General features: G+C 53.8%; 14 protein-coding genes. 10 read left to right on the top strand and 4 right to left on the bottom strand.

All coding sequences use genetic code 11. The features are described from left to right. Positions 1–2: 2 nt before the first annotated feature. From Pr1d_RS04045 to Pr1d_RS04035, 3 genes are read right to left on the bottom strand one after another with little or no spacing between them, the layout of a single operon-like run. Positions 3–1,160 (bottom strand): NHL repeat-containing protein, encoded by a 1,158-nt coding sequence (locus Pr1d_RS04045; RefSeq protein WP_148072325.1) that lies wholly within the window; start codon positions 1,158–1,160, stop codon positions 3–5. A 21-nt stretch (positions 1,161–1,181) separates the two neighbouring features. Further along, complete coding sequence (locus Pr1d_RS04040; protein WP_148072324.1) at positions 1,182–3,344, bottom strand: hypothetical protein; 2,163 nt, start codon at positions 3,342–3,344, stop codon at positions 1,182–1,184. A gap of 35 nt (positions 3,345–3,379) precedes the next feature. After that, positions 3,380–4,123 carry a hypothetical protein gene (locus tag Pr1d_RS04035; RefSeq protein ID WP_148072323.1) on the bottom strand — a complete coding sequence of 248 codons (744 nt, stop codon included), beginning with the start codon at positions 4,121–4,123 and terminating at the stop codon, positions 3,380–3,382. Positions 4,124–4,475: 352 nt separating this feature from the next. On the opposite strand from Pr1d_RS04035, the gene Pr1d_RS04030 reads away from it, so the two are divergent. From Pr1d_RS04030 to Pr1d_RS04020, 3 genes are all read left to right on the top strand, one after another. After that, complete coding sequence (locus Pr1d_RS04030; RefSeq protein ID WP_148072322.1) at positions 4,476–5,096, top strand: RNA polymerase sigma factor; 621 nt, start codon at positions 4,476–4,478, stop codon at positions 5,094–5,096. Further along, a complete protein-coding gene (locus Pr1d_RS04025; protein ID WP_148072321.1) occupies positions 5,068–6,573 on the top strand; it encodes a serine/threonine-protein kinase in 1,506 nt (501 codons plus the stop codon). Before Pr1d_RS04030 ends, Pr1d_RS04025 begins: the two co-directional genes overlap by 29 nt. A gap of 66 nt (positions 6,574–6,639) precedes the next feature. Then, positions 6,640–8,136 carry a serine/threonine-protein kinase gene (locus Pr1d_RS04020; protein WP_148072320.1) on the top strand — a complete coding sequence of 499 codons (1,497 nt, stop codon included), beginning with the start codon at positions 6,640–6,642 and terminating at the stop codon, positions 8,134–8,136. 33 nt (positions 8,137–8,169) lie between these two features. Here the strand turns inward: Pr1d_RS04020 and Pr1d_RS04015 are convergent, their stop codons facing one another. Next, positions 8,170–8,751 carry a DUF374 domain-containing protein gene (locus tag Pr1d_RS04015; RefSeq protein ID WP_168205039.1) on the bottom strand — a complete coding sequence of 194 codons (582 nt, stop codon included), beginning with the start codon at positions 8,749–8,751 and terminating at the stop codon, positions 8,170–8,172. A gap of 425 nt (positions 8,752–9,176) precedes the next feature. On the opposite strand from Pr1d_RS04015, the gene Pr1d_RS04010 reads away from it, so the two are divergent. From Pr1d_RS04010 to Pr1d_RS03980, 7 genes are all read left to right on the top strand, one after another. Next, entirely contained in the window at positions 9,177–9,503 is a 327-nt protein-coding gene (locus Pr1d_RS04010; RefSeq protein WP_148072318.1) for an RNA recognition motif domain-containing protein, read from the top strand. A 112-nt stretch (positions 9,504–9,615) separates the two neighbouring features. Continuing rightward, positions 9,616–9,834, top strand: coding sequence for a hypothetical protein (locus Pr1d_RS04005; protein ID WP_148072317.1), 219 nt, complete (start codon positions 9,616–9,618; stop codon positions 9,832–9,834). Between the two features lie 81 nt (positions 9,835–9,915). Further along, positions 9,916–10,437, top strand: a complete 522-nt coding sequence (locus Pr1d_RS04000) for an FKBP-type peptidyl-prolyl cis-trans isomerase (protein ID WP_148072316.1) — start codon at positions 9,916–9,918, stop codon at positions 10,435–10,437. A gap of 196 nt (positions 10,438–10,633) precedes the next feature. Then, the gene (locus Pr1d_RS03995) at positions 10,634–11,896 is read left to right on the top strand and encodes an NF038122 family metalloprotease (RefSeq protein WP_148072315.1); all 1,263 of its coding nucleotides are present in this window, start codon (positions 10,634–10,636) and stop codon (positions 11,894–11,896) included. 430 nt (positions 11,897–12,326) lie between these two features. Continuing rightward, complete coding sequence (locus Pr1d_RS03990) at positions 12,327–12,641, top strand: hypothetical protein (RefSeq protein WP_148072314.1); 315 nt, start codon at positions 12,327–12,329, stop codon at positions 12,639–12,641. Positions 12,642–12,725: 84 nt separating this feature from the next. Further along, positions 12,726–13,331, top strand: coding sequence for an SsrA-binding protein SmpB (smpB, locus tag Pr1d_RS03985; RefSeq protein ID WP_238476634.1), 606 nt, complete (start codon positions 12,726–12,728; stop codon positions 13,329–13,331). A 124-nt stretch (positions 13,332–13,455) separates the two neighbouring features. Then, the gene (locus Pr1d_RS03980; protein ID WP_148072313.1) at positions 13,456–14,436 is read left to right on the top strand and encodes a zinc-dependent metalloprotease family protein; all 981 of its coding nucleotides are present in this window, start codon (positions 13,456–13,458) and stop codon (positions 14,434–14,436) included. The last annotated feature ends 15 nt before the right edge of the window (positions 14,437–14,451 follow it).

Genomic DNA, 14,451 nt, shown 5'->3' with positions numbered 1-14,451 from the left:
CCTCAATGATGTTGAGCTAGCACTGGGCATTGCCGAGCAAACGCGGTAAACATTGCGAAGACAAGCAGCAGCCCGCTGGTGGGTTCGGGGATCGTGACTCCATTGACTAGCAAACTGACTCCTAGCGAACTCTCTGCCCCGTAGTTCGCTTGCCATTCGGCCAAGTCGGAGGCGCTCAACGGATTGGGCGAGTCGCCGCGCAGCCAGGCGAGGAAGTCGTTGCCATCGGTATCGCCGTTTTTGTCAAAGTCACCCGCTGAATCTCGAATGACAAGGAAATTCGGAAATGGCGATGCTGTGTACAGCTGCGTGACAGGACCACTGCCATCAGCTGGTGCCATAAGGATCGAGTCGGACCCCCCGTCAGTCCAGTAGAGGAAATCGTCATTTGCAACTATTCCATATGCGCTAATATTGGTCGGCGAACCGGGGTGGTCGGCAGCGTTGTACAATTCGATCACTGATCCGCTGCCATCAATTGCGCCCCGCAAGATCTGATCGGAGGCCGTGTCGGTCCAGTACACGTATTCACCGTCAGTTGCGATTCCCCTAAGGTAATGAGATCCACCCGGGAGGTCGGCTACTCCGAAAAGTTCAACGACGGCACCCGAGCCATCCAAGGGACCACGGAGAATATGACCCGTGATGCCAGTCCAATAGAGAAAGTCACCGTCGATTGCTAAGTCATATGGTTTCCCCAGATCATCGTCGACTAGGTCGAACAGATCAACGACAGGGGCAGTTCCATCAATGGATCCGCGTTGGATCAGCTCGTTGGGAAATGCGGTCCAATACAAGAATCCTCCCTGTACTGCCAGGCCATGAGCACTAGACACACCGTCGAGACTGTCGTACAGCGCGGTCACTGGCCCGCTACCATCCAATGGCCCACGAAGGATTTGGTCTGTGCTGAAATCGGCCCAATAGATGTAGTCACCGTCGACTGCGACGTCTCTTGGACTTAAAGCACTTGGTGCTCCCGGGTAGTCGCTGGACCCATAGAGTTCCACGACTGGGCCGCTGCCATCGAGCGGTGCCCGTAGTATCTGATCGGTATTTGAATCGCTCCAAATAATGTCAACCGCCAGCGCTGTCCTGGCAAAAGTAAACGTCATAATGCAGAATGTCAGGGCAATTGGCAAGCGAGAGTGGCGGGGCATCTTGTTTATTCCTCAATAGGGTTAGACTTGCACTGGTCGCTGCCGAACAAACGCAGTAAGCGTTGCAACAGCAAGCAACAGCCCGCCAGCAGGTTCGGGAATCGCGGCGATATTCTCCAGCGAACTCTCTGCCCCGTAGTTCGCTTGCCAGTCGGCGAGGTCGCCGACACTGGGGTCACGTTGCCAGGCAAGGAAGTCACGTCCGTCGACATCGCCATCGGCGTCGAAGTCTCCTGAGAGTCCTGCGGAGACGGCCACGACAGACAACGAATTGGGCGAGTACTCTAGATCGAAACCGATGCCCAGCGATTGAAAGTAAGGATCGATCAACACGTCGTCGAAGGCGCCGAGCAGGCTTTGACTGGATCGCAAGAGTTCAAAGGTGTCGCCTACTTGGGGCTGGAAACCGTTCCAAGGTTTGAGTTCGAGGTCAACTCCGCTGAGAAGTTCCATTGTCTCCAAGTCGATGATCTGGTCATGGCTCTGGGAACCCGAGCCGGGCGTTGTGCCGCCCAATTCCATCTGGACCTTCCCAGCAAAGGCGAAGTTTTCTCCTTCGACGACCGCCGGGCTGAGACCAGGGGAGAATGTGCCATTGACCAAGGTGTTGGCAAAGGTACCGATACCACTGACGATCCACGGAGAATCGAACACGATTCGTTCACTCACGCTGGAATCGCCATCCCCCACAACATGGCCATTGTTCTTGAAGTTGCCCACAATGTTTCCTCGGCCGATGACGTTCTTCCCCTGTTCCACGAGAAAATGCGGCGCGGTATCAGTCGAAACTGCGGTACCTGCCACCAACGTGCCACCGTTGGTACCATCGCCCAATGAAGTCAACGAGCCAAGTACGGCATCGTTGGAGTCGTTGATAGTGACCGTGTTATCGCTTGTGTGGAGTTCACCATCACTATAAAAACCGGCAGGCGAATTCGAGTCTCCGAGCGAAAGGCCGCCAGTAGCGGCAATTGTGGAACCGTTCTGTGCGGAAAGGCGTGCTGCAACCGTTCCGCGGCCATGGATGGCATTTCCTGAACCGAGACTCACGCCGTTGGAAGCTGAAAGAGTCCCGCCAAACATTTGGGTACTGGAACCCAGAGATGCTAAGGAAAGTGAATTGAGTTGCAAAATTGCACCGTCAACTAGAATGATTTGCCCTGCCGTGCGGAAGCCGGAGTAAGTGGTTCTTCCCAGCTTAAGTTGTCCCGGTGTGGCAAAGATCGTCGAGCCTTGCTCACCCACAAAATCGCCGATGATTTCACCTGGCCCAGCAATCTCAGCACCTTTTTGAAGCAACACGCCGCGTGTAGCGGATGTTGTGATCGATCCCGAAGATTGCAGCCCTAGTTGCGCGGATGCCCCTGGTTGAGCCGAGAGAGTTAGCGACAGAACACTGATTGGCGCATTCGGACCTTGCAAGGAAAGATTACCGCTCGCAGAGGAGACAACCACATCATCCGATGCAATTGGCACCAAGCCGTGTTCCCAGTCGGAGGGTGTATTCCACGTGGCAACGGAAGATTCTGTCAGGAGGACCGTTCTAGAATTGTCGAAGGTCAAACCATCAAGTGCAAAACCGCCGCCTGCTTCAAACCGGACCCTCTTAATGCCATTGGCGCGGATACCTGCGAAAAATGTTTTCCAACTTCCTGTGGAAGCATTCGGAGGCGAGGATTGCACAACGCCAGGAGTCTGCCCGTAGGAATGTGTCTCGATCAAGTTATTCGAGGAGTCGAAAGCAGATATCCTGAAGTTGCCTGTAGTAAGTGGGTTCACTCCTACACGCGTCATGGGCGAATCGAAAGTGAACTCCATTGCTGATTGCCCACTCACTCCAAACCAAGCGCTCCCATCAGGGACTTGCGAAGCGTTCCAGTGCATGCTCTGGAAAGTCGCGCTATCATGGAATGCCCAGTCCCCGAGATAATTACTATTTGGACCGAAAGCCGGATAGGTGAAGGTGGCACCGCTGGAAAAAGTATAGGGCGAGGAGAACGCCAGCCAGTTGGAGCCGTAATCGTGGACGGACCCACCAGGAACAATCCCCTCAAAACTCTCGAAGTTCTCACCAACGAAAGGGGTAGTTACCTGCGCAGCATGCGAAAAGTCGATAGCACCTATTAACGCAGATATGAGAGCGATCTGAAAGAAAGAGCGAAGTAAACAAATAATCTGATTCATATTGGAAGACTTCAGAGTTAAGAAGTGGGGGCTCGTTAGGAACGGAGATTCAGACTTGTCGGGTGCTGATGTTGGCTTGCTAGTTTATGCCTTAATAGAACCACGGCACTCAAAGCCAACCACAGATAGATGACCCGCGCCTCGGGCACGGCCACCGCCCGCAGCGTGAGATTGCCCACTCCGGTGGGATTGGTGATGATTTGTTCGAAGGTGATGTTGCTCGTCGTAAACGTGCTATCGATGAGCGTGTTGCTGAAATTACCCACTAAGCCATTCTGCCAGGTGAGCACCTCGAATTCGTCTCCCGGGTTGGGGACATAGCTTTCGAAAGAAAGAATCGAGAGCACCGGCAGATCATCCACCAGCGTGATCGTGCCATCGTCATTGATCTGGTAGTGTCGGCCACTGCCAAAGCCGGGAGTCGTGCCGCCCAGCTCGATTTCAAGCGTTCCGCCGAACGCCTGGTTCAATCCCGTGGTGACGCCGGGGCTATTACCGGGAGCGAACACACCATACATCAGCGTGTTTTCAAACCGGCCACTCCCGCTGACTCGTGTGGTCGGGCCTAGCTGGAAGACATTGCTGGCTGAGCCAACGAAAGTGCCATGATTGACAATCCGCTCAATACGCTCTGGAATATGTGAAAGTCGCTGGTCGCTCTCGATCACCAAATCAGCAGAACAAATGCTGACAAGTATTAGGGAGCAGAAGCAACTGAAAAGTACGGTGCCCCCAGACGGAGCACGGGACGCCGAGATGGGACAAATCGAAAACTTCATTGATTCCCCGTTTCGTTCTTGTGTAGTTCACTAATTAAGTTTGACTGCTTCTTATAACCCTTCCAAAACTCGCCGGATCTAATGCGATTTCTGGATAAGAAGCAAAACTGCCTAGTTTGTGGCCGTGACCAGCTAGAGAGGGTTTTCTGCTACCCACAAGGCGGGATGTATGCCAGCGTGTGACCAAAAATATCCCATTTATCCCACAAAAAATCTTCAAAAGGGCTGCAGAACGGCAGTTCGGAGAATTGGCAGCGATTGTTTGTCTCGGCTATAATGGGGGCCGGAACGGCGATGCTTGGGTGAATTTTCTCTAGATTTCTTGTCACACACTGCCTCTCCAGACGCCCTTATGAATACGGACGCCGCCGTTATCGAGGATTGGCCTGCTTTGCTCGCCGCTGCGCGAAACGGGGACGATGAAGCTTTGGGCCAGGTATGCGAGCAGTTGAGGCACTATCTCTGGATCATGGCTGACAATGGATTGGGCACCGATCTGCAGGCGAAGCTGGGGGCCTCGGATGTCGTGCAAGATACCATGCTCGATGCGGTCGACGATTTCCGGTCTTTCCGTGGCAGGACGGAAGCGGAATTCCGCGCATGGATCAAGCGGTTGATCGAACACAATTTGATCGACTCCGCTCGCCGCTTTCGCGACACGCAAGCCCGTGATACTTCGCGCGAGGTATCGGCGGAGGAACTGGATTGTGGCGCGGGAGAGATGCGCTCGGCAAGCAGTTTGATTCGCCGACGAGAGACCGATGAAGAACTGCTGCGAGCTATCGCAAAACTTCCCCCCAGGCAACGGCAAATCATCGAGCTCCGCCATCGGCAGGGACTCACTTATCAAGAGATCGCCAAACAACTCGAAATGACCGAAGTCGCGGCCCGTAAGCTTTGGTCTCGAACCGTCGAACAGCTTAGAGACCAATTGACTTCTGACCATGCATCAAGCGCACCCCGAGCAAAATGATCCTGTCGAACCCGAGGGAGGACGTCCCTCGATTGCGGAAGTGGTCCAGCGGCTCGACCACTTGTGGTCAGAGGAAACGCCGGAACTCTCTGATTTCTCTGGCGACCATGTCGGGCAACGGGTTGGCAAGTATATCCTGCAAAGAATTGTTGGTCGTGGTTCCTTTGGCGTAGTGTATCAAGCGTATGATCCGGAGCTGGACCGCGAGGTGGCACTCAAGCTCCCTCGTCCTGAAGTGCTGATCGACGCCGAGCGGCTCAATCGCTTTGAAGGCGAAGCGACGACCGCTGCCCGGTTGGATCATCCTGCCATTGTGCCGATCTTTGATGCCGAATTCACCGGTCCCGTCCCCTATATTGCGTCAGCCTATTGCAGCGGTCCTGATTTGGGCGACTGGCTCGCCGCTCGCAAGACTCCTGTCGAGCCGCAGCAGGCGGCAGAATTCGTTGCCCAATTAGCTGAGGCAGTCCACTATGCCCACCAGCAGGGAGTGCTGCATCGCGATCTGAAGCCGAGCAACATTATGCTCGAGCCCCACGATACATTGTCACCTTCTGCTGAGCTTGCCGACTATGAACCGCGCTTGACCGATTTTGGTTTGGCCAAACTGATCGAAGCAAGTTTGCACGACACACGCTCGAGCCTCCTGGTGGGTACGCCGCTTTACATGGCGCCGGAACAAATAGTGGGGGATTCTGGGCAAGTCTCCGCTGCCACCGATGTGCATGCGCTGGGAGTCATGTTGTTCGAATTGCTTTCTCTAGAGCTTCCGTATGACGGCAACTCGTATTTCAAGGTCTTCGACAGTATCCAAACCGAACAGCCACGCAAACTTGGAGAATGTCGAGCCAGCCTGCCGCGCGAATTGGAGACGATTTGCGGCAAATGCTTGGAGAAAGATCCACGCGATCGTTATCCTGCAGCGGCGGAGTTGGCGAAGGATCTCTCGCGATTCGTTGCTGGTGAACCTATCGCAGCAAGTTCGCCGAACATACTGCAGCTTTTCCTCCGCTGGTGCCGCCACCCGAATCGGCTTTCCAACGCGGTGACGTTCAGCATCGGTCTGAACGTCTTATACGCACTTTGGATGATCGGTGCGGTGTTGGGCCTGTGGTTGCTACCTGATTCGACATCTCTGAACCTCCCCCAGCGCTGGAACGTCACGATTCAAGCACTCTTGGTTATCTGTGTGCATGATGGATTGATGATTGCACTGAGTTGGTGGAGCCGCCGGGGCAACTTTGCTTTCTTGTCGTGCGCAACGATCTACGCAAGCTTCTTTTTTTTGCTCCCCCTACTTTCAGTGTTGGGCGTTATTCCCATGTTTGCGGATCAGTACGAGGGGAACGCCTATTTCGAGTGGAGCAACAGCATGCTGATCCTCGTCGGCGGAGCGCTACAACTTTTCTTGTACGGTTGTGCCTGGTGGGGAGTCTGGCGAAAACAGAGCACCGGCTCGATAGCAAACTTGAACTAACATAGGAGCACAAAGCGGCAACAAATTGTGTGCTTAAATCGGCGAGCAATCAGTTGACAATTGGCCATGCAACGACAACTTCCCAATCAAGAGAACGAAACAACGCCAACGGCGGACGTGCGACCTTCGGCCGACGAAGTAGTTGAGCGGCTCAACGAGCTTTGGGAACAAAACGCTTCGCTATCCACTTCATTTACTCCGAGTCATACAACCCGAACGGTTGGCAAATATCGCATTGAGAGAATCGTAGGCCACGGTTCATTCGGAGTCGTCTTTTTGGCATACGATGCGGAACTCAACCGCGAGGTGGCACTCAAGCTCCCTCGTCCTGAAGTGCTGATCGACGCCGAGCGGCTCAAACGATTTGAAGGCGAAGCGACGACCGCTGCCCAGTTGGATCATCCAGCGATTGTGCCGATCTTCGATGCTCAATTCACAGGTCCCGTCCCCTATATTGCGTCTGCCTATTGCGTTGGTCCTGATTTGGGCGATTGGCTCGCCGCTCGTAAGACACCAGTCGAGCCGCAGCAGGCGGCAGAATTCGTTGCCCAATTAGCTGAGGCAGTCCACTATGCCCACCAGCAGGGAGTATTGCATCGCGATCTGAAGCCAAGCAACATTATGCTCGAGCCATGCGATACATCTTCACCTTCTGCTGAGCTTGCCGACTATGAGCCGCGATTGACCGATTTTGGTTTGGCGAAGTTGGTGCAAGCGAGTTTGCACGATACACGTTCGAGCCTCCTGGTAGGTACGCCGCTCTATATGGCGCCGGAGCAACTTGAACGCGACTCACCTCAGGTCACCCAAGCGACAGATGTCTACGCGTTGGGCGTGTTGCTCTACGAACTACTTCTGCTCAAAACGCCCTATGAAGGCGACAGCTATGTCGAAATACTCGATAAACTGCGGAGTGATCAGTCGGTGGCATTCCCGGACCACGCTGCCGAGGTGCCCGACGATTTGCAGACTATTTGCTGCAAATGCCTGGAGAAACAACCCCGAGATCGTTATGCCTCCGCGGCCGAATTGCGAGATGATCTGAATTGCTACCTCTGCGGCGCGCCAATCCAAGCCCAGCCTTCGAACTGGGTAGATAAGTTTTCCCGTTGGTGTAGGCGGCCAGCACGCCTGATCGCTGCCGGAAAGTTTTCGTTTTGGCTACAAGCTGGAGTATTGGCCTGGGTAGCGGTAGTAGGAGCTTTGGCTTCGCTAACCGGTGCGATACCTGCGAGCGAAGTGAGTAAGAGCCTGTTAGACATTCTCTTCGTTGCAGCTACCATGCATCTGCCTCTGGGATTGCTCGGTCTCATATTGAAACGTGAGAAGTGGTGGGCATTCTGGCCGTCTACGATCGGTAATTGCGTAATGTTGGTCATCTTTGTGCATGCCACCGTGTCGCCTGCCGTGGCGTTTGATTACCACTATCCCAATCAATTGACTAAACTCCAAACGTTTGTGCCATTGACCACGCTGAGTGTGATTGCCACTGCCCTGCATTTACTTGCTATTCCTGCATGGTTTAGCAAACGAGATAATCGGCGAAACGCCGTCAAGCAATGAGGCGAGGAACTATCGCGACCGGAGTGCACGCTTTTATGGCTGAGGCGCTTCAGTCGGATCGTGCTCGGCTTCGAGTGCGTTGATTGTCGCTTCGATGCGGCGGCGGAATTGTTCGACGCTTTCCTCTTCGCCTGGATAAAGTGGCTCGGCAAAGTAGCCGTCGATGGTGCTGAAAGGTTTAGGGATTTGCATCCGGTCCCATGCCCTGCCCACTATCCACCGGCGCGTAGGGATGGCGACTGCAGCGAGAACGGGGGCGCCGGTGCTCATGGAGAGTTGGGCGATCCCTTTGCGAACTCGATTGCGAGGGCCACGCGGTCCGTCGATCGCAATGTAGGCTGGCTTGCCACTCTCCACATGCGCGATCATTTCGTCGAGCGCTTTCAGGCCTCCCTTGTCTCTGCCACGCTGTCGGCTCGATCCTCGAATGGGTAGGACTCCAACTGACTTAAGAACGGGTACCAAGAGGTCACCATCGGCCGATTGCGACACCATGGCAGCGACATCCGTTTCGGCATCGAGCACGGTGGCAAGTTGGTGGGCATGCAGCACAGCAAAAACATAGGGTTTTCCTGCTAGACGCAACTCGGGTCGCGGGTCGTCGTGCAGTCGCATCCGACATGTGCGTCTGAGGACTCCCACGAGAGAGGCTATTAGATGGCCAGCAATTCTAGTAGACGTTTTCATAAGAGCTGGGCCAGAGGTTGCAATGGGAAGTTTGGCTGGGTCGGTAAGAAATGCAGGCTCGAATCTTCCCTCTGGGGGAGACATCTGGTCCTGGCGAGGATGCGATTATGCGAGAAAAACAGCAGGGGGACAAGAATTGCATATTTTCTGGGGAAATAACCATACCAACTTTGTGGCAAATATCGTAAAATATTCGGTTGCTCGGCTCGTCGAACGGGTTACCGCCGCTCTCCTCTCTCAAGAAGGGCCCGAAGACTCATTCGCCGGTTGTTGCGTATAGGCCCCCGTGTGGGTCTGCTCTTGTGGCCCCGAGATTGAGTGGGGCCGAGTTTGCGTTTTCGAGGAGAGTTTTGGTGGGTAAGAAGCTTTATTGTGGAAATCTAAGTTATGGTGTGACGAACGCGGATCTGGAGGCCTTGTTTTCACCCTTCGGGCCAGTCCGCAGTGCCGACGTGATCATGGATCGAGAATCGGGCAGGAGCAAAGGATTCGGATTTGTTGAAATGGAAAACGGCGCGGATGCCGACGCAGCCGTGGAAGCACTCAATGACAAGGAGCATGACGGTCGCCCCCTCAAGGTGAACGAAGCGCGTCCTCGTGAAGAGCGTCCCCGTGGCGGTGGCGGCGGTGGATATCGTGGTGGTGGTGGTGGCGGTGGCGGAGGTGGTCGTCGCTACTAGAGCCGGGTCGGAAGTTCGATGAATCTCCCGAGCTTTCTGGTTTTTCAAGAATCAGAAACAGCGCGGCAGGTTCGGATTACACACTTAGATAGTCATTAACCGTAGGGAAGTCATGCTAACTGCCGCCGAGAAGTCTGTAATGGAAGTGTTTCGTCAGTATCTTATGGATGAGGGCGAGATGCTCTGTTTCCATGGCCCCTTATGGGACAAGCACCATACTTCTTTGCGCCAGTTGACAGAAAGAGACCTCCTCTTTCAGGAGAGTTTCAAGGGAGGCTACAGCCTCACCGAGACTGGCTTTGCGGCAATGAAGTCTGAAGTTTTGGCCTAACTTACACTCCCCTTCCACAGATTCCCTTTGACGAGGGTTGTTCTGTGGAGGGGTTTTTTCTTTCTAGCACAAGACAATCCCATGCAAATTGCCAAACATAAGATCGTCGCCATCGAGTACCGCCTCACGGATCAATCCGGCGATGAAATCGATTCCAGCGGCGATGAGGGTCCTCTTACGTATCTGCATGGCATGCAGGAGATCATCCCCGGACTAGAGAAAGCCTTGGAGGGACGTGAAGCTGGGGACACACTCCAAGTTACGATTTCCCCCCCCGATGCTTACGGGGAACGGCTGGAGGAATTGTGCCTTGCCATGCCCCGCGACGAGTTTGCCGACGTGGATGATTTGGAAGTCGGCATGCAATTCGCGCTCGCGGACGAAGAGGAAGAAGAGGACGTTATCGTCACGGTGGTCGACTTTGATGACGAGACCGTGACAGTCGACGGCAACCATCCCTTGGCAGGATTAACGTTGTGTTTTGATGTCAAGGTTTGTGAGGTTCGCGAAGCTACCCCGGAAGAAATCGAAATGAGCGAGTCCCACGGGGAGTGTGGTCCTGACTGTGACTGCGATGAGCTCAACGGCCTTGCCGAAGCCTGATTTCCAGCCTTCTCTTGCAGTTTTTGCTTCTGACAATTCAGGGCAGAATGCGAAATAGGTGCTTTTCACCTATTTTCTTACCTGAATAATTGACTCGGATTCTCTACAGGTTACAACAGGATATGTCGTAGCCTGAAATTCATGAGCGCTGCGGACCCTATTGCTTGGGTCGTAGTTCTCATCAAGGGGGAGTCTAATGAATTTGAAGTCAGTTCCGTTTCTTGTCGCTCTGCGGCCAATCCTATGCTGCGCGTTTTCAGGAATAGTCTTTTCTTGGTTTTCTTCGTCAGCACTCTCTGTAGCCATTGATGATGGTCGGAGCCAGCAGTCCGCATTGATTACTTCCCAACTCGTGCCGCTGCCAATGAGTCGCCCGACTTCTTCTTCCCGGTCGTTTGCTTCCTCTTCCCTATCGGTTGATAGTAGAGAAATAGCCGCGCTTGGTTCTTTCAACATTATCATCAATCCAGGTCCAGTTCTTTCAGCGAATGCCCCCGCCATGGCTGCATTTAATCGCGCGGCTCAGCAGTGGGAAGCTTTTATTGCTGACCCCATAGTCGTGACGATTGATGCGGATCTCGCACCCCTGGATGCAGGCATCATCGGTGGAGCGGATTCCGTACTCTTGTTTGATGATTATGATGTGATCCGCAATGCGATGGTCGATGACGCGGCTGACGGAGAAGCGGATGATGGAATCGTTGCCTTTCTCCCCACATCAGTCGAAGCGACGGCATTTGCTGCGCCAGGGTTTGGGTTTGATGGTACCCTGCAAGTTACCAAAGCGAATGCCAAGGCGCTGAACTTCGATAATCGCTTTGGCGACCTTGACTTCCAGTTTGGCGCTTCGGACGGCAACATAGTTTTCAGTAATACGCTTCCTTTCGATTTTGACAACAGTGATGGTGTTAATGCGGGAACATTTGATTTCGAAAGCGTGGCGGCGCATGAGATCGGCCATATTTTGGGATTCATTTCCGACGTCGATTACGTTGATTTTGTACTTAGCCAGGGGCAAGTTGCCTTAGACGTGGCACCAACTTCGTTAGATCTTTTTCGCTTTGAGAGCGGCAATGCCTCATCCTTTTTTCCACCAGGTACGATTCTCAACCCAACCACAGCCGCTGAGTTTACGACGACTCCGCGCTGGATGATTCCCGGTTATGATGCGATTTTTGATCAAATTGATGGAAGCTTTGGGGGAGGAACCGAGATACGCTTTGCCACGGGTTCATTTGCTGGCGATGGCCGACAGGCGAGCCATTGGAAGGACCATCTAGGGTTGGGAATCATGGATCCGACACTGGCATTTGGAGAGATTTCTCCAATCCGACAAAACGACATGCGCTCCTTCGATTTGATCGGCTACGAGGTGACGATTCCCGAGCCGACGAGCGCAGTACTCTTCTTGGGACTTGCCTGCTGTGCATTCAGTTTGCGAGGCTCTCGTCCTGCTTGAGCAATTTTCTCCACCGCCACTTGGGCCAGACACTAGTATCATGCCCGGCCTCTTTGATTTGCCGATCGACTAACACGGCAGCATTCTACTAGGTGATTCCCGCACGAAGGCTTCTTTTCCGGGCGAAGGTGCCATGAGATTGGGCACCATCTACTCAAGTGCCAGCATGGGGGAACCGCCATTGCCGGGAAATGGCGAATTCTGTACATCGGCACATCATTTGCGATTACTTTTCTCCCCCCTAGGAGCCTACCCCAGAAGGCAGTCCATTGCCTAGCAAGTTCACGGAAATCCAACGCGCAAGTAATACGTTCTTAATAATGCTAGTCCATCCTTAAGGAGGGTCACACTGATAGGAACAACGGACGCGTTAGCAGTATGGGTTTTCGACTGGATCGTCTCCGATTTTGAGCTGAGAAGGAAATATGACATGAGTCCCGATAATCCCAATCCAACTGAAAACTCTCAACAGCTATTGGATGAAGCCGAAGCCCTTATTTGGGGGCTTCTGGATGAAAACATAGACGCCGCAAGTACCCAAAGGCTGGAAAAACTGCTAGCCAATTCTGAGGTCCGCCAGCGATATGTCCAATGCGTAGAACTGCATTCCGACTTGCAGGAGTTGTTCAACGAGCCACAGCAGAAACCGAAGTCGCCTGTCTTGGGTTCGTTGTCAGATTTCTTCCCCCCAACTGGATTTCCGGCCCAACCGGGCATCAACACCCCGCCTCCGCTCGCGGAGTGATCGACCCAAAGTGGTATGAAAACAGCCGCCTCCGCGATTTGAGGTTCGCCCATACGCCTCCCTCTGGCGGCCTCAAATCGCGTTTTGCTGCGCTGTGGTACCTTCCCGTTTATTCGAGGCAAGGCTCTGGCTAGGAAGAGTTTCCCTCCTTTTGGTATACTCAGTAGCTCACTGCACCATGGGGAGGGACTAGTTACGGCCAAGCACAAGAAAGAGAAGTCGTCAGCCACGAAGGGCGACAAGAACGAGAAGGTCATTTCCGACAATCGCAAGGCGCGACACAACTACACGGTGATCGACACCTTGGAGTGTGGCATCGTGCTGGTGGGAAGTGAAGTAAAAAGCCTGCGCAATGGTCAGCTTTCACTCGAAGAAGCCTATGCGCGGCTGGAAAAGGGGGAAGTCTGGCTCGTGGGTTGCGACATCCAGGAATACAGCTTTTCGCACCAATTGAATCACGTTCCTAAGCGGCGTCGCAAGCTACTCATGCACCGCCGGGAAATGAACAAGTTTGCCGCTCTGGCCACGGAGAAGAATCTGACGCTGGTCCCGCTGAAGATGTATTTCAAGTCTGGCAGGGCCAAAGTTCTCCTCGGGCTTTGTAAGGGAAAGAAACTCTACGACAAGCGGGAAACGATGAAGAAGCAGGAAATGCAGCGGGATATCGATCGAGCAATGCGTCGGGGATAGCATTGCCTGCGAGAACAAAACTTGCAGTCTCCCTACTATTTTGGAATAATCGAGTCATCTTGTCCGTCGCACTGCCCCGGAACGCAGTGTTTTGCAAGCCGCAAACTTTGAGGAGAGGCTCTCCATGTCGAAACGTTCCTGCCGCCATGCGCAGATTGCGCATGTACTGGCGCTGCTGAGCGTCTGCGCTTGGTCGAACACAGTACATGCGACACTGATCGTTGATCCACCGCTCCCCATCACCCACCGGGTTGAAGTGCAGCTTATTCAGACTTCGCTTACCGATGGGTCACAAACCGCGACTGCATTTGGCACTGCCGAGCAGCGCGCGAGTATCGAAGCCGGGGTCGACTCGATCTGGGCTCAAGCGGGTATCGACATTCGCTTCTTGCCAAGTGTTACCCAGTATGCCAGCAGCTTTGCTTATCAAGGCCTCTTGTCTCCTGACGTAGTGCGTCCGCAGGCAGACCTCGCCCAGATCGTTAACTATGCAGGGACGGCGGGAAAACTACATGTTGACTATCGGGTTATCAATTTGTTCTTTGTAGAAGTCGCCCCCGGTTTCAAGAAGCTCGGTTCAAGTTATGTCGCTGGCATCGGGTACGTAGGAGGAAATGGAATCGCCGCCTACATAGGAAGTTCCAAGTTGTCCACGCAGAATGGTCGCGATCAGGTAGCCGGGGTGATAGCCCACGAGATTGGACACAATCTGGGGTTGAGCCATACGCCCTCGAAAATCCCCAACCTGATGAGTCCTGGCGGTACGAGCGATCAGATGACCCAACAGCAAATCAACGATGTTTTTGCGATAAGCACTTTCTTCCTCCAAGAAGCTCCTCCCATGGGCGATTTCTCTGGAGATGGTATGGTCAATGAGGCGGATTTGACGCTCTGGCGAGGTGCCTATGCAGTCAGCGCCAGCGGAGATGCCGATGGCGATGGTGATAGCGACGGATCCGATTTCTTTTCATGGCAGAGAGGTTACGGAACCGGAATGGCTCTTACAGCAACCAACCATGCAGTACCTGAGACAGCAACATATCTGATGCTTGGGGCCGTATTCGCATCTCTCCTTACTAGCCGCTGGCGGAAGCCTGCGGTTTGATCGGGGGCTAACCGC

It is taken from the genome of Bythopirellula goksoeyrii, from assembly GCF_008065115.1.
In the GTDB taxonomy this organism is placed as follows: Bacteria; Planctomycetota; Planctomycetia; order Pirellulales; family Lacipirellulaceae; genus Bythopirellula; species Bythopirellula goksoeyrii.
This window is presented reverse-complemented; position numbering and strand designations above follow the sequence as displayed.